The following is an 18,645-nucleotide window of genomic DNA, read 5'->3' as shown; positions in this document are numbered from 1 at the left end:
GAGGGTATTGACCCTCAGATCTGAACCGCGTTGCCTTACGGACCGATCAACAAACCGCTTCTTTCAGGATATTTACGCACATCCGCAGGAGGATTCCACACCTCCCCCGAGTCAAAGAAAAACCGACCTGAAATCTCAGGCCGGTTTTCGATGTCTTATCCGCCGAAATCATCCAGCATGATGTCTTCGCGATCAACGCCCAGATCCAAGAGCATGTTGATCACCGACTGGTTCATGATGGGCGGGCCACACATGTAGTATTCGCAATCCTCGGGCGCCGGGTGGTTCTTGAGGTATTCCTCGTACAGAACGTTGTGGATAAAGCCTGTGTAGCCACCCCAGTCATCCTCGGGCAGGGCATCGGACAGAGCCACGTGCCAGGTGAAGTTGGGGAACTCGGCGGCCAGTTCGTCGAAATCCTCAACAAAGAACATCTCTTTCTTCGAGCGCGCGCCGTACCAGAAGGTGATCTTGCGATCTTTGTTTTTCAGGCGCTTAAGCTGATCAAAGATATGCGACCGCATGGGGGCCATGCCGGCACCACCACCGATGAAAACCATTTCCTTTTCAGTCTCGCGGGCGAAGAATTCGCCGAACGGGCCGGAGATGGTGACTTTATCACCGGGTTTCAGGTTGAAGATGTACGAGGACATCTGACCAGCGGGAATACCCGTCGAGCCTGGAGGCGGTGAAGCGACACGGACGTTCAGCATGATGATGCCTTTTTCGTCCGGATAGTTGGCCATCGAATAGGCGCGTTCAATCGGCTCAGCCACCGTGGAGTCATACTGCCACAGGTTAAACTTGTCCCAGTCTTCGCGGTATTCTTCCTGCACGTCGAACTCGGTGTACTTCAACTGATGCGCAGGCGCTTCGATCTGGATGTAGCCACCCGCACGGAAGTTCACGTCCTCGCCTTCGGGCAGTTCCAGCACCAGCGCCTTGATGAAGGTCGCGACGTTGTCGTTAGAACGTACGGTGCATTCCCACTTTTTGACGCCGAACACTTCCTCGGGGACTTCGATTTCCATGTCCTGCTTGACCGCAACCTGACAGGACAGGCGGTCGCCACATGCCGCTTCTCGCTTGGTGATATGGCTTTCCTCGGTGGGCAGGATCGAACCGCCACCCGAGTGGATCCTTACCCGACACTGCGCACAGGTTCCGCCGCCGCCACAAGCCGACGGGACGAACAGTTTCTGTTCCGCCAGCGTTTGCAGCAGTTTGCCACCGGCGGGCACCGCGATGGTTTTCTCGCCATTAATGGTGATATTCACGTCGCCGCTGGACACCAATTTTGACCGCGCGGCCAGAATGATCGTCACAAGGGCAAGGACGATCAGAGTGAACAGAACGATTCCAAGGCCGAATGTTTCCATAACTTTGGATCCTCAGAGTTTCACGCCAGAGAAGGACATGAAGGCCAAAGCCATCAGACCTGCGGTGATGAAGGTGATGCCCAGGCCCTGAAGCCCGTCAGGGATATCAGAGTATTTCAGCTTTTCCCGCACACCCGCCATCGCGGTGATGGCCAGGGCCCAACCAAAGCCCGAGGAAACGCCATAGGTGGCAGCCTCGGTGAAGTTATAGCCACGCTCGACCATGAACAGCGACCCACCCAGGATGGCGCAGTTCACGGTGATCAGGGGCAGGAAAACACCCAAGGCGTTGTAGAGGGGCGGGAAATACTTATCCAGAACCATCTCCAGGATCTGAACCAGCGCCGCGATCACCCCGATATACGAGATCAGGCCCAGAAAGGTCAGATCGACATCCGGAAAGCCCGCCCAAGCCAACGCACCGGGCGCCAGTAGGTACGACAGGATCAGATTGTTGGCTGGCACGGTAATCGCCTGCACGACCATAACCGAGATACCCAGACCGATCGCCGTCGAGATCTTTTTCGACACCGCGATGAACGTACACATGCCCAGAAAGAAGGACAGGGCCAGGTTTTCAACAAAGATCGCCTTGACCGCAAGTGAGATGAGACCTTCCATCAGTGTCCCTCCACCGTTTGAATTTTGTACTCGCGCTCTTCGACCTGACCGGGCTTCCAGGTGCGGAAGGCCCAGATGATCAGACCGATGATGAAGAAGGCCGAGGGTGGCAGCAGCAGCAGGCCGTTGGGCACGTACCAGCCACCGTTGTTGACTGTCTCCAGAATGGTGACACCAAACAGGCTGCCGGAACCGAACAGCTCGCGGATGACACCGACCAGCATCAGGATCAATCCATAGCCCAGACCGTTGCCGATACCGTCGATGAAACTGTCGATCGGCGGGTTTTTCATCGCAAACGCCTCGGCGCGGCCCATCACGATACAGTTGGTGATGATCAGGCCCACGAACACCGACAGCGTTTTTGAAATCTCAAAGGCATAGGCCTTGAGCATCTGGTCCACCAGGATCACCAGCGACGCGATGATCACCATCTGCACGATGATCCGGATCGAACCGGGGATCTGGCTGCGGATCATCGAGATGAACATGGACGAAAACGCCGTCACCAGTGTCACCGCGATGGCCATCACAAAGGCCACCTGCAAGGACGAGGTCACAGCCAGGGCCGAACAAATGCCCAGCACCTGCAGCGTGATCGGGTTGTTGTCGACCAGCGGATCGACCAGCATTTCTCTGCGCTTGTGTGCCATTAGATATTCCCCGCTTTCAGGTTCTCAAGGAATCGGGCATAGCCCGCCTCCCCCATCCAGAAGTTCACCAGGTTGTGGACGCCGGCCGTGGTCAGCGTTGCACCGGCCAGCGCATCGATGTGATGCTCGGGGCCAGCAGCCGGGACCGTTTTGGTCACGCTGATCTGCAGCTTGCCGTTTTCATCGGCCAGCTTCTTGCCGTTCCACAAGGCTTTCCAGCGCGGGTTGTCCACCTCGGCGCCCAGACCGGGCGTTTCGGCGTGTTCATAGAACTGCAGCCCGAAGATATCGTTGCCGTTCTCCTCCAGCGCGATGAAGCCATAGAGGGTGGACCACAGGCCATAGCCATGGATCGGCAGGATCACCTTGTCGATGGCGCCGACCTCGTCGCGCAGCAGGTAAACAGTGACAAACTTGCCCTGACGGCCAATGCCAGCCGGATCGTCGGCCAGTGCGACCGAGGTCGCCGGATCGTCAGCTGCGTCGCGGTCATCAAAAGAGGCCGGGTCGAACTGATCGGTGAAGACGCCGGTCTCCAGCTCCAGGATTTGCGGTTCGAAGGCAGCGAAAGCCTCGACCACGTCCTGTGCGGGATCATAGATGCCCGCGACCTGCAGAATGTTGATCTGCTTGTCCTTAAGCGCGTTGACAGCCTGCATCGGGCGCAGCGCCACTGCGGCGGCCGACACGACGATCGACGCAACCAGACAAACCGCTACGGCAACGAAAATCGTCTTACCTACGGTGTCAGGCGGAGCATCCAGAAAACGGCGGATGAAACCCTTGGCTTCGGCGGGGGTCTGGTTGTTGTCAGCCATGTCGCTTTGCCCTGCGTTTAATGTTGGCCTGAACGACGAAATAGTCGATCAGGGGTGCGAAAACGTTGCCGAACAGGATGGCCAGCATCATGCCTTCGGGGAAGGCGGGGTTCACAACGCGGATCATCACCACCATGAACCCGATCAGCGCACCATAGAAGTAGCGGCCCATATTGGTGTGTGCGCCCGAAACAGGCTCGGTCACCATGAAAACCAGGCCAAAGGCATAGCCGCCCAGCACCAGGTGCCAATACCATGGCATCGCGAACATCGGGTTGGTGTCCGACCCGATCCAGTTCAGCAGCAACGAAAACCCGATCATCCCGGCCAGACAGCCGACAACCATCCGGTAGTTGGCAATCTTGGTGAACAGCAGGAAGGCCAAGCCGATCAGCGCGGCCAAGGTCGAGGTTTCGCCCATTGAACCGGGGATAAAGCCATAGAAGCTGTCCCACCAGCTCATGCCGTGGGCGGCCAGGTTCTGATAACCTTCCGATGCGGACACAGCCAGCGCGGTCGCGCCGGTGAACCCGTCAACCGGCACCCAGACGCTGTCGCCCGACAGCTGAGCGGGATAGGCAAAGTACAGGAACGCCCGACCCGTCAGAGCGGGGTTCAGGAAGTTCTTGCCAGTGCCGCCAAAAACCTCTTTGCCGATCACGACGCCAAAGATGATGCCCAGCGCGACCTGCCACAGCGGTGTGGTGGCCGGAACGATCAGCGCGTACAGCATCGAGGACACAAGGAAACCCTCGTTCACCTCGTGTTTGCGGATGGTGGCAAAGATCACCTCGAAGATACCGCCCGCAACCAGCGTCACGATATAAACTGGCAGGAAATACATCAGCCCGTGCAGCATATTCGCCAACGGGTTCGCAGCGTTGAAGCCGATACCCAGCGCGTCGATGATCGCAGCACGCCAGCCCGAGGCACCAAACTCGGCAATCGCCATGTTGGTTTGATAGCCGGTGTTATACAGCGCCATCAGGATACAGGGGATCGTGGCAATCACGACATAGGTCATGATCCGCTTCATATCCACATAGGAACGCGCGTGGGGCGCAACGGTGGTTACGGTCTTCGGGGTGTACAGAAAACTTTCGACCATCTCGTAGATGGGGAAGTATTTCTCGTACTTGCCGCCTTTTTCGAATTGCGGCTCGATCCGATCAAAGAAGTTACGCAGTCCCATGGATTACCCCTCTTTCTCGATCTTCGTCAGGCAATCGCGCAGGGCAATTCCGTATTCATACTTGGCCGGGCAGGCAAAGCCGACCAGGCCCAGGTCTTCTTCGTCCAGCTCCAGCGCACCCAGCAGCTGAGCCTGATCGGTGTCCATCACCAGAAGCGCGCGCAGCAGCTGCGTGGGCAGGTAATCCTGCGGCATCAGCGTTTCGAACGTGCCGGTCGGCACCATGGCGCGGCGACCGCCGTTCAGGTTCGAGGTCAGCGGGAACTTGGCGCGCGACAGGGCCGAGCCCAGCACCGGCTGCACCGCGAATTTCGAGAACATCGGACGGATCCAACCCATCGGGATCTGCTTGTGATCTTCTTCAATCAGGGTGATCTGGCGCGCATAGCGGCCCAGATAACCGTTCTCACCTTCGCCCATGCGGCCGCTAAGAACCGACCCCGAGATCATGCGCACGGGCAGATCCTGCGGCAAATCAGCAGCAACCAGATCAGCCATCGAGGCACCAGCAACGGTTTTCACCAGACGCGGCTCCTTGCAGACCGGCCCAGCCAGAGAAATCACGCGCGAGGTGTCCAGCGTGCCGGTCAGCAGCAAGCGCCCGATGACTATCACGTCATGGTAACCGATGGTCCAAACGGCCTGATCAGCCTTGGGCGGGTGCAAGAAATGGATGTGCGTGCCGGGCAGGCCAGCGGGGTGCGGGCCGGCAAACGCTGCGGCCTCGACGCCCGGCAGGTCAGCACCGGGGATGTCAGCGCCGTCAGCCTGGCACAAATAAGTCGCGCCATCGGTCAGCAAGGTGATCGCAGCCAAACCCTTGGCGAATGCGTCGGCGTCAGCGGCGATAATGCCGGCGGGGTCGGCGGCCAACGGCTCGGTCTCCATGGCGTTCACGAAGATCGCGGTGGGCCGGCTGGCTGGGGCGGGTACCTTGGAATAGGGACGCGTCCGAAACGAAGTCCACAGACCCGCGGCGCACAGGCGTTCGACCAGACCCTCGGCGGTATCGGCATTGCCAACACCCGAGAAGTCGACGGGGGCTGTGCCCTCATTCACTTCGATCTCGATGCTGATCAGTTTGCGGCGGGCGCCCCGGTTGATCGCTTTGATCTGCCCGGAAACGGGCGACACGATCTGGGCTTCGGGCGTGTCCTTGTCGAACATCACTGGGGTGCCGGCGCCGACCAGATCACCTTCGGCGACCAGGATGCGCGGTTTGAGAGAGATGTAGTCGTCCCCCAAGATACCCACGGTTTTCACATTCGAGTTGGCTTGAATCTCGGCCTTGGGTTCCCCCTGAATGGGTACATCCAATCCTTTTCTTAACGAAAAACGCTTCAACGTCTCTGACCTCTAGCGAAAGTTTGTTGGCTTATGCGATACATGGCCCATTTGTGAAAGTCCAAATGTAGACTTTTTGGCTATTTACTTGTTGAAAAGGCCTTGAAACTGGCCGAAAAGCCGGCCCCAAGTCGCACTGACCTCGATGGGAATGCTCTCGTGTCCGAACCTGCCACTTTTTCTCGCCGATCGTTCCTCTTAATGACTCTGGCCCTTGCAGCGTGTAAGCCCGACGCCAACGTCCTTAAGATCTCGGGCTACACCATGGGGACCACTTACAATGTGGTTGCCATCGACAAGAATCGCCGGGTCGACGACCGCGAGGCACGGGCGAAAATTGACGTGGCCCTGCAGCGCGTCAACCAGCAAATGTCCAACTGGGACAACACGTCCGAAATCTCGCGGTTCAATGCCCAAACAAGTGTCGATTCCGTTGCCCTGTCGCCCGAACTGATGGCCTTGATGCACGCGGCTGAACAGGTGCACCAGGCAAGCGAAGGCCGTTTCGATACAACGATGGGCCCATTGATCGAACTGTGGGGGTTTGGCAAGGATGGTGGAAAGCGTGTCCCAACGGACGCGCAGATCGCCGAAGCTTTGGCCCACTCCGGCCACGGCGATACGTTGATCGTCGGCGAAAACACGATGCAGAAGAAACAGCCACACACACAGGTGTATCTGGCCGCGATCGCCAAGGGCTATGGCGCTGATCAGGTGGGCGAAGCGCTCGAAACGCTGGGAATCACCGATTATATGGTCGAGATCGGCGGAGATCTTTATGCCTCTGGCGCCAATGCCGAAGGCCTGCCTTGGCAAATCGGCATCGAGAAACCCGCCGCCCTGTCCGGAGGCCTGATTGACGTAGTTGGCGTCTCCGACATGGGGATGGCCTCTTCCGGGGATTATCGCAATTACTTCGAACAGAATGGCAGGCGGTTCTCGCATATCATCGACCCGGTGACGGGGCGGCCAATCACGCACCGGACGGCCTCGGCTACGGTGTTGGCGGAAAATGGGATGCTGGCCGACGCTTGGGCCACGGCGATGCTGACATTGGGCCGCGAAAAGGGACTTATGATCGCAGAGGCACAGAATCTTGCAGTTCTGTTCATTGAACGTGATACAAGTTCCGCCGAACTTGTGTTTAAACCAACCGCAAGTACCCGCTTCACCGAGTTGACGTCATAACTCGCAACCAAAGGACTTTGCCGCCATGGCCACGTTTTTTTTCGCTTTCGGTCTGCTGCTGCTGATCATCCTTGGCATGTCCCTGGGTGTGATCCTGATGAACAAGTCCATCAAGGGCAGCTGCGGCGGGTTGAATGCGATCAGCGACGCGGATCAGTGCGTGGTCTGCAAGAAAGACATCGACCCCGACAGCCCCCTGCGCGACCGCCTGGCCTGTCCACGCGCGAAAAAGATGCTGGAGCGCGCCCAGATGGAAGCTGAAAACGCCTAAGGCGCCGGTCTAGCTCGCCAGGGGCACGAATCCCAAAATCAGCAGGCCCGATGCGGCCAGCAGGCCGAACAACCAAAGCTGCCAGCGTGGCCCTTCGGCCTTCCACACGCGGCGGTATTGGTAGCCGCAGAGGCAGGCAATAACGAAGATCACGGTCGCAATCAGGGGTGTCAGCGTAAGTTCTGGCAATCTTCTCTCCGCATATTCAGAAATTGCGTTATGGTAGAGGTCATAACCAATAGCAATGTATTCTGGGAGGAAATGCAGACATGCCCACTTCGTATCAGGCCCCTATGCGCAAGGATCAGACTGGCCAAAAATCGCAAAGCCAAAGCCCATCGACCAATATCCAAACGGCTCAGGCCTCGGTCGCTGATCTGCTGAAGGGGAAGGGATCGGATGTGTACACCATTTCGCCCGGCGCTACGCTGCACAAAACGGTCGAACTGTTGCGCGATAAACGGATCGGTGCGCTGGTGGTAGCGGACGACGCGGGCGCGCTGGTCGGCATCCTGTCCGAGCGTGACATCGTCCGTAAATTGGCCGACACCCCCGGCCAGACCCTGCCGCAACTGGTACAAGATGTGATGACCAGAAAGGTGGAAACCTGCAGCCCTGCAGATCCGTTGCTGTCTGTCCTCAAACGCATGACCGAAGGCCGCTTTCGCCACATGCCCGTCATGGACGGCGATACGTTGGCTGGCATGGTTACCATTGGCGACGTGATCAACCACCGCCTGAACGAGCTTGAGCACGAAGCCTTGCAGCTGAAACAGCTGATCGTGGGCTGATTGCCCATTCGGCCCGATCCCAAATGGGTCGGGTCGCCCCCAACGGCTCCTGATTCCAGCATTTTCGGAAAGAAGAGTGGTGCCGGTGATAGGACTCGAACCTACGACCCCATCATTACGAATGACGTGCTCTACCAGCTGAGCTACACCGGCACTCTTCATTTGGAATGGCCGTCGGAAGACCCGATTTTTCCGGCAATTCCAGCATGGTTGACGCGTTAAGCACCCCATGTGGACCGGGGCTATAGCACCCCGGCCGATCTTGGGGAAGACCTATTTTTTGTCCACCGGAGGGACATCCGGCAAGGGCGGAACGTCGATCACCTCGGCGTCGGGAACGATCTCGGGCTCGGGTGCCAACTCGGTGGTCTCTTCGGCCGGTTCGACATCATCGTCATCGCTGTGATCCTCCAGCGCACCCACGATCAGCGGCAGCATGGCAACACCGGTGGCGCTGTACACCTCGGTCGCCGGCGGCGTGGTCCATTCCAGCGTATCGAAAGCCTGACAGTTTTCGCATACCGGCACCCATTCGTTGTGGATGTTGTGGCAACTGCCGCACACCCACTGAGGCCCCCGCGGCGCGTTCAGCGCCCGTGCCAGCCAGCCTTTGACCACCTGGTCCGAGGCCCCTTCACCGCGCTCGACCGCTGCCATGATGGTCAGAGCGCGCGAATCAGGATTATCCTCGATCAGGTCACCCAATGCGCGGCGGGCGCCGGGGAAATCCTCGGCGGCAATCATCAGCTCGGCTTTGACCAGTGCGGTTTCGCGGTGATCGGGATGCAACTTGAACAGCTGCTGGAACCGTTTCAGACGCGCGGCGGCATCTTCGTCCGGGGCGATGGCCGCAAAGGCGCTGGCCAGATCGGGATGGGCTGCGCGTCCCAGGCCTTGGCCAGCAGGCGCGCGGCCAGCTTGGGCTTCCCCTTTTCGATATAGCTTCGCGCGGCATAGCAGGCGGCCGGGATCAGGTCGGGCGACAGCTTGTTCGCCTCGATCGCTGCCTCGCGGGCGTCGATGTCGTTGCCCTCGTCCAGAATGTCCTTGGCCTGAGACAGCGCCAGCACCGCATCACGGCGTTTGTGCACGTCCCGAGGCAACGATCCGTGCTTCAGCTTCAGGTTCAGGGTCTGACGGGCACCCGACCAATCGCGGGCTTGCGACTGCAGCTTTAGCAGAACGTCCTGAGTTTCTTCGTGTTTGGGTCGCAAAGCGATGGCCTTTTCGGCCAGTTTGCGCGCGGTATCGGCATCGCCATCGGCGATCTTCTGCTTCATGATTCCGCGCACACCAACAAAGCGTGTCTTGTCGTTGGACAGAAGCTTTTTATAGGTCTCTTCGGCCTTTTTCCGGTCGCCGGCCATTTCAGCGGCCTGGGCGGTCAGCAAGTTGGTCAGCTCTGGCTGTTCCAGGAACTTCTCGGCCTTGGCGGCCTTGCTCATTGCCAGCCGCGCCTCGCCCGAGGCCAGGGCCATCATCCCTTCGGTCAGAGCCTTATAGCCCTTACGTTCGCGATTCCGGTCGAAATACCGGGTCAGCGCGGTTTCATCTCCGTTGATGAACTTCAGAACCGCCACAGTCAGCGAGGCCAGTTTCAGCAGCACCCACATCGCAACGATCAAAACCAGCAAGGCGATCACGGCCATCAAAGGGGTCAGGTTCAGCTCGATGCCCGCAACGGCGATGCGCACGCCGCCGTCCAGCTCCAACAGGTAACCAGCGCCCCAGGTGGCGGCGGCGACCAAGGCAACGAAAACAACGATTTTAATAAGCGACCACAACATATTATCGCCCCCTTAGTTGGACGCCACAGCGGCGCTGAGAGTTTCGGCGGCGGCAATGGCTTGCGCGCGGTGGGTGGCTTGGGTCATCCAGTCAGTCAGCTCGACCCGCGCCAGCTCAGGCAGGGTCTGCAGCTCGGCCATGGCATCGGACAGGCGGCCATCGTTCAGCGCGGCTTCGGCGCGGGACAGAACTGCGTCAGCATCCGCGCCCTCTTTGGGTTCAAGCGACCGGACACCCAGCTGGTTGCGCAGGAAATTCCACGCCTTGCCGCCAGTTCCCTCTTCTTTGCGGGCAGCAGAAAGAGCATTGCGTGCGGCTTCGGGGAAACTGGCAGACAGATCCGCCAAGGTCGGCACGCCAGTTTCAGCCGTTTCCAGCAGGATCGCGGGAACCGTCACGCCAGAGACCTGCAAATCAGCCACCGGGTCGGTGAAACCATTGCCTGTGTCCAACGCGACCTGAATACGCGAGATCGCAGTTCGGATCAGAGCCTGCCTGGCCGTCAATTCGGCGCTGGCCTTCTCGGCTTCGGCGTCCTGGATCAAGGCCTCGATCTCGGTTTTTTGCTTCTCCATCGCTTCGCGCAGGGCTTCAACCTCGCGCTCGTATGCGGCAACTGCTGCGGCCGAGGCGCCGCCCTCAGCGGGACGCTTCTCCAGATCGCTCAGGCGGGTCTCGAACCCTGCCAGCTTGTCCGACAGCTGCGCCACCGAGGCATTGGCGTCATCCACCAATCCGGCCAGATCGCCCGTCGCCGAGGTGTCAGCGGGGGCCGCCTTCACGGCCTCTAGATCCTTGCTCAGACGCGAGACCTGTACGGCCTGCTGTTGCACTGTTGCCGTAAGATCCGCAACGGCCTGCGCCTGGTCCGAACCGTTAAGCCCGTTGGGAAAAAGAACCTGAGACGCACCGAAACCCAAAACGGCCGCCACAGCACCACCCAGTACCATCGGGACGAAACCACCTTGACGGATCACGGTTGGTTCATCGGTTTCGGGGGTTGGCGCGGGCTCGTCTTGAAATTCTTCTGGCGTGTCTTGAGGCGCATCACCAGTTGCCTCTTCAGAGGCCTCGATCACGTCTTGCTCTGCGTCTTCGGCGGTCTCAACTGGTTCATCAAGGATAACCGCGCCCTCGTCGGTTTCTTCGGGCTGATCGTCCTCTTCGATGATTACCGCGTCTTGAATGACCTCGGTCTGGTCCTCTGGTTTCTTCTTATCATTGTCAGGGTCAGACACCTGGGCCTTCCTTTCGAATCCAAAAACGAAATTTACATACCAACGTAAGGTTAAATGCCCCGCGTTTAACCCTCAAGTCAGCTCGCTGCGTCCATGAGTCCTTCTATGGTCGCAATCATCGCCTCTGCATCTGGTCTGACACATGTTTCAATCCGTTCAGAGGGGAAATTTTTAAGCATTTCCCCAACCGCGGCGCTAAGCGCAACAGCTTGGACGTTTGGGCCGGGATGGCCGGCCTTGGACAAAGCCCAAGCTGTACGCGGTGAAAAAACAGGCACTATTACGGGGGTTTCCCCACTGAACAGCGCTTGTGCCTTTTCGCAAAGCGGCTGGGCTTCTTGATCATAGGCAATGATCTCGCGGGTCGGGACTCCGGCATCGGTTAACCTTTGGGCGACATCCCCACGGCTGTGCGTCCCGCGGATATGCAACAACGGGCCCAAAGGCGCGTCGGCCAAAATCCGCCGCACCAGGTCCTGCGCGTCCCCTTTGGCGCTGATCGGATGCATCCCCGCAACCCGGGCCGCCTGTGCAGTGGCATCGCCCACACAATAGCACCGCATCCCCGGCACCCCGAATCTTGCAGCCTGCGCCGAGGTCAGGATCAGTGCGGAGGCCCCCTGAGGGTCAACATCCTGCACCAGCGGCCGAATTTTCAAAAGCGGCGCGATCACGACGTCGACCGGACCCAACCGGTCCCGCAATCGCGCGGCAAAGCGCCGGGACGCATCTTCGGGCCGTGTCAGCAGAATCGAGGGGCACATGGGCGGGACCGGGATTGTTTGGCGTGTCCTATGGTGTTACCTGCCGTCCATCCATGTTGCAACGGACAGAGCCATGACCCGCACCCTGACGATCCTCGGTCTCGAGAGCAGCTGCGACGACACCGCAGCGGCGTTGGTGCGTGTGACAGATGGGATGCCAGAGATCCTGGCCTCGGTTGTGCATGGCCAAACCGAACTGCACGCGCCGTTTGGAGGTGTCGTTCCCGAAATCGCTGCCCGCGCCCATGCCGAAAAGCTGGATATTTGCGTGACTCAGGCTCTGACACAGGCCGATGTGGCTTTGTCTCAGGTGGACGCCATCGCGGTCACTGCCGGACCGGGTCTGATCGGAGGCGTCATCTCGGGCGTGATGTGCGCCAAGGGGCTGGCTGCAAGCACCGGCAAACCGCTGATCGGAGTGAACCATCTGGCGGGCCATGCATTAACTCCGCGCCTGACCGATCAGATCGCCTTTCCTTACCTGATGTTGTTGGTGTCGGGCGGCCATTGCCAGTTCCTGATCGCAAAGGGCCCCGAAGAATTCACCCGCCTGGGCGGCACTATCGACGATGCCCCGGGCGAGGCCTTTGATAAGACCGCCCGATTGCTGGGCCTGCCACAACCAGGCGGGCCGTCAGTCGAACAGGACGCTCTGAAAGGTGATCCGAAACGGTTCCGTTTCCCGCGTCCTCTGCTGGATCGACCGGGGTGCGATATGTCCTTTTCCGGGCTCAAGACGGCGTTGCTGCGAACGCGTGACCAGGTGGTCGCTGAAAAAGGCGGACTGACGCGTCAGGACCGATCCGATCTCAGCGCCGGGTTCCAGGCCGCTGTTTGTGATGTTCTGGCCGAAAAAACCCGCCGTGCCTTGGTCGATTATTTGGCTCTGAACCCGGCACAGCCCACCTTGGCTGTCGCGGGCGGGGTCGCGGCAAATCAGGCCATCCGGGGCGCGTTAGAGACTGTTTGCGAGACAAATGGCGTTCGGTTCACCGCCCCTCCGCTGGCTTTGTGCACCGATAACGCGGCTATGGTCGCCTATGCCGGGGCCGAGCGTTTTCTGGCCGGGCACGCCGACGATATGACCTTGGTCGCACGCCCGCGCTGGCCGCTGGATCGCAAAAGCCCTGCCCTGCTGGGCGGGGGGAAAAAAGGCGCAAAGGCTTGACGCCAAGCGGTGGCGCCGCAACTGTGCAGTTAACCAAATTCGGAGACTAAAATGCTTGTTTCGCTTTTCGCGCATGACAAACCCGGCGCGCTGGAAATTCGTAAATCCAACCGCGATGCTCATCTGGCCTATATCAAGGAAACTGGCGTCGTCGCGCAGGCCGGGCCGCTGCTGGACGCGGATGAACAGATGTGTGGCTCGCTGGTGGTTCTGGATGTCGAGGACATGGCTGCCGCCGAGGCTTGGGCCGCAGGTGATCCCTATGCCAAGGCCGGTCTGTTCGCCTCGGTGGAACTGGTGCGCTGGAAAAAGGTCATCGGCTGATGCGCTATTGGCTGTTCAAATCCGAACCCTCGACCTGGAGCTGGGACAACCAGATCGCCAAGGGCGATACGGGCGAGGAGTGGGACGGCGTGCGCAACTACCAAGCGCGTAATTTCATGCGAGAGATGGCCGTGGGCGACCGCGGCTTTTTCTATCACTCGCAAAAGGAAAAATCCGTGGTGGGCATTGTCGAGGTGATCGCCGAAGCCCATCCCGACAGCACCACCGATGACGAGCGCTGGGAATGCGTGGACATCAAGGCTGTCACTGGGGTGAAAACGCCTGTTACGCTTGACCAGATCAAGGCCCATCCTGAACTGGAACAGATGGTACTGGTGCGCAACTCTCGTCTGTCCGTTCAGCCTGTAACTGAAAGCGAATGGAAAACCATCTGTTCAATGGCCGGTGTAGCACCATAAGCTGCGGGCAACCTGACAGGAGCGGAACATGGACTACTTGGGAATTCTGGTCGCCGCGATCGCCGCCTACGGGTTCGGCGCGCTGTGGTATATGACTTGGGCAAAACAGTGGGTGCAGGCCTCGGGCGTGCCTGCGGATGAAAGCGGCCAACCCCTGAACAAGGGTGTGCCGCTGCCCTATATCGTGGCCTTCGCCAGTTGCGTTCTGATGGCCGCTATGATGCGCTTTGTCTTCGACCAGATTGGCGTAAGCAGCACTTGGCATGGCGTACTGGGTGGGTGCGCGATTGGCTTGTTCTTTTCGGTGCCGTGGCTGGCGACCTGTTACAGCTTTGCAGGTCGCCCTGTAAAACTGATCCTGATCGACGGAGGTTATGCGGTCGGCGGCAGCACCCTGGCCGGGCTGATCCTGACCCTGCTTTAGGCCACCGATTCAACCGCTTTACAGATCGAACCGATGATGCGGTCCAGCTGGGCCTCGTCCTCGGCTTCGCCCATGACGCGGATCAGCGGCTCGGTTCCAGATTTGCGGATAAGCAGGCGGCCGGATTTACCCAGCTCTTTCTCGCCCTCGGCAATGGCGTTTTGCACGCAATCGGCCTCCAGCGGCTGGCGGCCCTTGGCGTAACGGACGTTGCGCAAGATTTGCGGAACAGGCTCGAACACCTTGGTCAGTTCGCTGGCTTTTTTACCGGTTTCCACCATCGCCTTGAGGAATTGCAAAGCCGCAATCAGACCGTCGCCAGTGGTGGCATAGTCGGTCATGACGATGTGGCCGGACTGTTCACCGCCCAGGTTAAAGCCGCCTTCGCGCATACGTTCAACAACATAGCGATCCCCGACCGAGGTGCGCTCCAACGCGATGCCCTGATCGTTCAAAAAGCGTTCCAGCCCAAGGTTTGACATAACCGTTGAAACCAGCGCATTGCCCTGTAACAGACCCTCTTTCGCCCACATCGAGGCGATCAGACCCATGATCTGGTCCCCGTCAGCCACGGTGCCGGTTTCGTCCAGGATAATCACCCGGTCAGCATCCCCATCCAGACATATGCCCAGATTGGCGCGGGTCTCGCGTACTTTGCGGGCGGCGGCCTCGGGCGCGGTCGAGCCGCAATCCTCGTTGATGTTTCGCCCGTTGGGCGTGACGCCTACGGTGACAACCTCGGCGCCCAGTTCCCAAAGGACATTCGGCGCAGCCTTGTATGCGGCCCCATTGGCGCAATCCAGCACCACTCGCAGCCCATCCAGACGCAGCCCGCGTGGGAAGGTCGTCTTGGCGTATTCCACGTAACGGCCCAGCGCATCGTCCACACGTTTGGCGCGGCCGATATTTTCGGGGGCAGCCAGGGTGACGCCCTTGTTCAGCAGGCGCTCGATCTCGATCTCGGCGTCATCGGACAGTTTGAAACCATCAGGACCGAAGAACTTGATCCCGTTGTCATAGGCCGGGTTGTGGCTGGCCGAGATCATCACGCCGACATCCGCCCGCATCGAACGCGTCAGATATCCAATCGCCGGTGTTGGCATTGGACCCAACAGGAACACGTTCATGCCGGTCGAGGTAAACCCTGCCGTCAAAGCGTTTTCCAGCATATAGCCCGACAGGCGAGTGTCCTTACCGATGACCACGCGGTGCTCTTGCTGATCACGGCGGAAATAGCGGCCCGCTGCGGCACCCAATTTCATCGCCAGTTCGGCAGTCATCGGGTGAGTATTGGTCAGTCCGCGCACACCATCGGTGCCAAACAGGGAACGGGTCATCAGGGAAACACCTGCATTTATTACGTTTCCGCCTGTCTAAGCTGCCTGCGGGGCCGTGTCCAGAAGCGGCTGATTCTGGTGAATCCTTAGGCGGAGTCCCCCTTACTTTCTGCTTTGCAGCATTTTTCACACACCAAGGCTTGAATGAATCAGGAACTGTAACGAGGCTTTTACATACAGCCTTCAGTTACGTACTACGGCGCATTGCCAGTCGGTCAGGTGCAATTTTGCAAAAGCCTATTCAAATACAAGCCCTCTTTTCAGCCAACCAGGCCTATGAAAAGGCCCTGCGTAAACTGTATCGGTTTCTGCGCAAAGCTCCTCGGGCTCATAAAGCTTTGTTGCTGCAAATGGTCGAGCTACTGGCCGTCACCGCAGGATTTTTCGCAAGCCTTCTGATCATGGCCCCAAGCATCGTGGCTGACATGCCGGCTTGGGCGCTGATGTTGTCTTGGCTGTCTGCTGCTGGCCTGTCCGGCGTTCTGACCATGTCCTTGGGTTTGAATCACACGCGGCTGGTCGCATATCGCGGCGCCGAGTTGCTGCAATCTTCGTTGGTGGCCGTGTCGACCTCGGTGATGACGCTGGCGCTGCCCCTTAGCTTTGGCCATCCCCTGCCCCCAGAATTCGCGCTGGTTTTCGGTGTGCTTTACCTTGCCAGCGCCGTAAGCGCGCGGATCGTTCTGCGAGAGTTCGTTATTCGCGTCTATGAAAAGGGCCAAAACCGCCAGCGCGTGCTGATCTACGGCGCCGGTCAAACCGGTCAACAGCTGGTCGATGCGCTGCGGACAGACCCGGCGCTGATGCCCATCTGTTTCGTGGACGACAACCCCACCCTGCAAAGCCGCAACCTGCGCGGCCTGCCAGTTTTTGCGCCCGAAAGGGTCTCGGATCTGGTGCAAACCAAAGAGATCGACCTTGTGCTGATGGCGATGCCTTCGGCCAGCCGGCCCGTTCAAGCGCGGATCGAAGAAAAGCTGCGCCGCCTTGGCTGCGGTGTACAGAGCGTACCCAGATTCTCGGAGTATGTGTTGGGCAACCGCCCTGCCCCGCTGCGCCATGCGAAACTGCCCGAGCTGATGAACCGTGAGATGCTGGAAAACCAGCTGCCAGACGTCCACAGCGCCTATCGGGGTAAACGCGTTCTGGTCACCGGAGCCGGAGGCTCGATCGGATCGGAAATCAGCCGTCAGTTGCTGGCCTGCAAACCCCAGGTTCTGATCCTGCTGGATCATTCCGAACTTGCCCTGTTCCAGATTGAGCGCGAGCTGTCCGAACTTTTGACAGATGTCACGATCGTTCCCGTGCTTGGCTCTATCTGCGAGGCAGACCTGGTTCGTGATATTCTGACTCAGTATCACGTGGACACCGTTCTACATGCCGCCGCCTACAAACACGTCCCCATGGTCGAGTGCAACCTGATCGAAGGGCTGCGCAACAATGTGCTGGGCACCAAGATCCTGGCCGATGCCGCGCTTGAGGCCGGGGTCGTGCAGTTCACGCTGATTTCCTCGGACAAAGCGGTGCGCCCGACCAGTGTCATGGGGGCCTCGAAACGTCTGGCCGAAATGGTGATCCAGGATCTGGCGACGCGCAGTTCGGGAACCAAGTTCGGGATGGTTCGGTTCGGCAACGTGCTTGGCTCTAGCGGATCGGTTGTCCCGCTGTTCCGCGAACAGATTTCCCAAGGCGGCCCGGTAACTGTCACCCACCCCGAGGTCTCGCGGTTCTTCATGACCATTTCCGAAGCCGTGCGGCTGGTTTTGCTGGCCGGCTCGTTCGATTGCCATGGCGAGGTTTTGGTGCTGAAGATGGGTAATCCCGTCCTGATCCGCGACGTCGCTCGCCAGATGATCGAGGGCGCGGGCCTGACCCTCAAGGACGAACAAAACCCCGACGGTGACATTGAAATCGTCTATACCGGTCTGCGTCCCGGCGAAAAGTTGTATGAAGAACTGCTGCTGCGTCAGGACATGATTACCACCCCGCACGAGAAAATCATGCGCTCGCCCGAACGGGGCCTGTCGCAGATCGAGATGGCCTCGGCGCTGCGCGATCTGCGCGGGGCCATTCAGGCACGCAATTCCGAGACCGCCCTGAATGTTCTGGATCGCTGGATTGAAGGGCGCGGTCTGATCGGACCGCAAAGGGCTGTTCCGGCCGAGTGACCCTTGGGAATCTCGGGCAGGTAGAATTGGGGGATGTGATCTGCCTCTAAACCTGTTAGTTTTGTAGAAAACACCGAAGCAGTTATGTCGGATCGCTACACAAAAAAACCCTATTCCAGGCGCCAAGCTCTTGCTGCCGTGGGAAAATACTCCGCCGCTTTGGGCGGGGCGTCGGTGGTTGCGCTTTCGGCCGAGGACGCAGCAGCTCAGGCTGCATGCAGCCGTCAGAATCCACCGTGGTGGTGTTCGACGGGCGGTGGACCGGGCGGCGGTGGCGGCAACGGTGGCGGAAATGGCAATGGCGGCGGGAACGCCGGTGGCAATGGGAACGGGAACGGCGTCGGTATCGGCGGTGGGAATGCCGGCGGAAACGGTCGCGGCCGTGGCAATGCCCAGACCGACTACGAGATCGAGTTTGGGGACAAATAATTCAGGGATGACCGTAGCGGGCCGCGCCCCAAACCGCCCGCGCAAGTCTTTCTAAACAATTGCTAAAAATTGTGATAATACAGGGCAAAAAGCTCGGAGGCAGTAATGAGCAGCAATCAAGACTCGGACCAGAAGGTCTATACAAGACGCGACGCTTTGCGGGCCGTCGGAAAATACTCGGCTGTGATCGGAAGCACCACCGTGGTCGCCCTGACCGCTGACGAAGCCGCAGCTCAAGCCGCTTGCAGCACCCCCAACCCACCGCCTTGGTGCGGGACGGGCGGCAAAGGCAACAAATAGGCTTCTCCCGTAGAGATCCGAAACCCAAG

General features: G+C 59.3%; 20 protein-coding genes, 1 tRNA gene and 1 pseudogene. 10 read left to right on the top strand and 12 right to left on the bottom strand.

All coding sequences use genetic code 11. From position 1 onward, the window contains the following. Positions 1–155: 155 nt before the first annotated feature. The 6 genes from nqrF to ACOQOQ_RS04915 are packed head-to-tail and all read right to left on the bottom strand — an operon-like array spanning position 156 to position 6,007. Positions 156–1,379: an NADH:ubiquinone reductase (Na(+)-transporting) subunit F gene (nqrF, locus tag ACOQOQ_RS04940; RefSeq protein WP_420569024.1), complete on the bottom strand. Its 1,224-nt coding sequence runs from the start codon at positions 1,377–1,379 to the stop codon at positions 156–158. 12 nt (positions 1,380–1,391) lie between these two features. Then, entirely contained in the window at positions 1,392–2,000 is a 609-nt protein-coding gene (nqrE, locus tag ACOQOQ_RS04935) for an NADH:ubiquinone reductase (Na(+)-transporting) subunit E (RefSeq protein ID WP_420569023.1), read from the bottom strand. Next, complete coding sequence (locus ACOQOQ_RS04930) at positions 2,000–2,653, bottom strand: NADH:ubiquinone reductase (Na(+)-transporting) subunit D (RefSeq protein WP_420569022.1); 654 nt, start codon at positions 2,651–2,653, stop codon at positions 2,000–2,002. The genes nqrE and ACOQOQ_RS04930 overlap by 1 nt, the downstream gene beginning before the upstream one ends. Further along, positions 2,653–3,471 carry a Na(+)-translocating NADH-quinone reductase subunit C gene (locus ACOQOQ_RS04925; protein WP_420569021.1) on the bottom strand — a complete coding sequence of 273 codons (819 nt, stop codon included), beginning with the start codon at positions 3,469–3,471 and terminating at the stop codon, positions 2,653–2,655. Before ACOQOQ_RS04925 ends, ACOQOQ_RS04930 begins: the two co-directional genes overlap by 1 nt. After that, on the bottom strand, positions 3,464–4,663 hold the full coding sequence (locus ACOQOQ_RS04920) for an NADH:ubiquinone reductase (Na(+)-transporting) subunit B (protein ID WP_420569020.1): 1,200 nt from the start codon (positions 4,661–4,663) through the stop codon (positions 3,464–3,466). Before ACOQOQ_RS04920 ends, ACOQOQ_RS04925 begins: the two co-directional genes overlap by 8 nt. A 3-nt stretch (positions 4,664–4,666) precedes the next feature. Further along, positions 4,667–6,007, bottom strand: coding sequence for a Na(+)-translocating NADH-quinone reductase subunit A (locus ACOQOQ_RS04915; RefSeq protein ID WP_420569019.1), 1,341 nt, complete (start codon positions 6,005–6,007; stop codon positions 4,667–4,669). 201 nt (positions 6,008–6,208) lie between these two features. Between ACOQOQ_RS04915 and ACOQOQ_RS04910 the strand changes: the two genes are divergently transcribed. Together ACOQOQ_RS04910 and nqrM are read left to right on the top strand one after the other, a co-directional pair. Further along, positions 6,209–7,195 (top strand): FAD:protein FMN transferase, encoded by a 987-nt coding sequence (locus ACOQOQ_RS04910; RefSeq protein WP_420569018.1) that lies wholly within the window; start codon positions 6,209–6,211, stop codon positions 7,193–7,195. A 25-nt stretch (positions 7,196–7,220) separates the two neighbouring features. Next, on the top strand, positions 7,221–7,466 hold the full coding sequence (nqrM, locus tag ACOQOQ_RS04905; RefSeq protein WP_420569017.1) for a (Na+)-NQR maturation NqrM: 246 nt from the start codon (positions 7,221–7,223) through the stop codon (positions 7,464–7,466). Positions 7,467–7,475: 9 nt separating this feature from the next. Here nqrM and ACOQOQ_RS04900 read toward each other — a convergent pair whose 3' ends face one another. Continuing rightward, complete coding sequence (locus ACOQOQ_RS04900; protein WP_420569016.1) at positions 7,476–7,655, bottom strand: hypothetical protein; 180 nt, start codon at positions 7,653–7,655, stop codon at positions 7,476–7,478. An 80-nt stretch (positions 7,656–7,735) separates the two neighbouring features. Between ACOQOQ_RS04900 and ACOQOQ_RS04895 the strand changes: the two genes are divergently transcribed. Beyond that, positions 7,736–8,257 (top strand): CBS domain-containing protein, encoded by a 522-nt coding sequence (locus tag ACOQOQ_RS04895; protein WP_420569015.1) that lies wholly within the window; start codon positions 7,736–7,738, stop codon positions 8,255–8,257. Positions 8,258–8,334: 77 nt separating this feature from the next. On the opposite strand, the gene ACOQOQ_RS04890 is transcribed toward ACOQOQ_RS04895, so the two are convergent. The 4 genes and pseudogenes from ACOQOQ_RS04890 to ACOQOQ_RS04875 all read right to left on the bottom strand — a co-directional run bounded on the left by ACOQOQ_RS04890 (position 8,335) and on the right by ACOQOQ_RS04875 (position 12,047). Continuing rightward, positions 8,335–8,410, bottom strand: a tRNA-Thr gene (locus ACOQOQ_RS04890). Positions 8,411–8,530: 120 nt separating this feature from the next. Further along, a pseudogene (locus ACOQOQ_RS04885) lies at positions 8,531–10,044 on the bottom strand (heme biosynthesis protein HemY). 12 nt (positions 10,045–10,056) lie between these two features. Continuing rightward, positions 10,057–11,283, bottom strand: coding sequence for a COG4223 family protein (locus ACOQOQ_RS04880; RefSeq protein ID WP_420569014.1), 1,227 nt, complete (start codon positions 11,281–11,283; stop codon positions 10,057–10,059). A 77-nt stretch (positions 11,284–11,360) separates the two neighbouring features. Further along, entirely contained in the window at positions 11,361–12,047 is a 687-nt protein-coding gene (locus ACOQOQ_RS04875) for a uroporphyrinogen-III synthase (RefSeq protein ID WP_420569013.1), read from the bottom strand. A 73-nt stretch (positions 12,048–12,120) separates the two neighbouring features. Between ACOQOQ_RS04875 and tsaD the strand changes: the two genes are divergently transcribed. Genes tsaD through ACOQOQ_RS04855 form a run of 4 tightly spaced genes read left to right on the top strand, consistent with a single transcriptional unit; the run spans position 12,121 to position 14,382 of the window. After that, the gene (tsaD, locus tag ACOQOQ_RS04870) at positions 12,121–13,215 is read left to right on the top strand and encodes a tRNA (adenosine(37)-N6)-threonylcarbamoyltransferase complex transferase subunit TsaD (RefSeq protein ID WP_420569012.1); all 1,095 of its coding nucleotides are present in this window, start codon (positions 12,121–12,123) and stop codon (positions 13,213–13,215) included. 51 nt (positions 13,216–13,266) lie between these two features. Continuing rightward, complete coding sequence (locus ACOQOQ_RS04865) at positions 13,267–13,539, top strand: YciI family protein (protein WP_420569011.1); 273 nt, start codon at positions 13,267–13,269, stop codon at positions 13,537–13,539. Beyond that, complete coding sequence (locus ACOQOQ_RS04860; RefSeq protein ID WP_420569010.1) at positions 13,539–13,958, top strand: EVE domain-containing protein; 420 nt, start codon at positions 13,539–13,541, stop codon at positions 13,956–13,958. Before ACOQOQ_RS04865 ends, ACOQOQ_RS04860 begins: the two co-directional genes overlap by 1 nt. Before the next feature lie 28 nt (positions 13,959–13,986). Beyond that, positions 13,987–14,382 carry a DUF1761 domain-containing protein gene (locus ACOQOQ_RS04855; RefSeq protein WP_420569009.1) on the top strand — a complete coding sequence of 132 codons (396 nt, stop codon included), beginning with the start codon at positions 13,987–13,989 and terminating at the stop codon, positions 14,380–14,382. Here the strand turns inward: ACOQOQ_RS04855 and glmM are convergent. Next, a complete protein-coding gene (gene glmM / locus ACOQOQ_RS04850) occupies positions 14,379–15,719 on the bottom strand; it encodes a phosphoglucosamine mutase (RefSeq protein ID WP_420569008.1) in 1,341 nt (446 codons plus the stop codon). The genes ACOQOQ_RS04855 and glmM overlap by 4 nt on opposite strands. 227 nt (positions 15,720–15,946) lie before the next feature. On the opposite strand from glmM, the gene ACOQOQ_RS04845 reads away from it, so the two are divergent. From ACOQOQ_RS04845 to ACOQOQ_RS04835, 3 genes are all read left to right on the top strand, one after another. Beyond that, the gene (locus tag ACOQOQ_RS04845) at positions 15,947–17,887 is read left to right on the top strand and encodes a polysaccharide biosynthesis protein (RefSeq protein ID WP_420569007.1); all 1,941 of its coding nucleotides are present in this window, start codon (positions 15,947–15,949) and stop codon (positions 17,885–17,887) included. Between the two features lie 138 nt (positions 17,888–18,025). Continuing rightward, positions 18,026–18,316, top strand: a complete 291-nt coding sequence (locus ACOQOQ_RS04840) for a hypothetical protein (protein WP_420569006.1) — start codon at positions 18,026–18,028, stop codon at positions 18,314–18,316. 105 nt (positions 18,317–18,421) lie between these two features. Next, a complete protein-coding gene (locus tag ACOQOQ_RS04835) occupies positions 18,422–18,616 on the top strand; it encodes a hypothetical protein (RefSeq protein WP_420569005.1) in 195 nt (64 codons plus the stop codon). The last annotated feature ends 29 nt before the right edge of the window (positions 18,617–18,645 follow it).

The organism is Thalassovita sp. (genome assembly GCF_965218685.1).
GTDB lineage: Bacteria > Pseudomonadota > Alphaproteobacteria > Rhodobacterales > Rhodobacteraceae > Thalassobius.
This window is presented reverse-complemented; position numbering and strand designations above follow the sequence as displayed.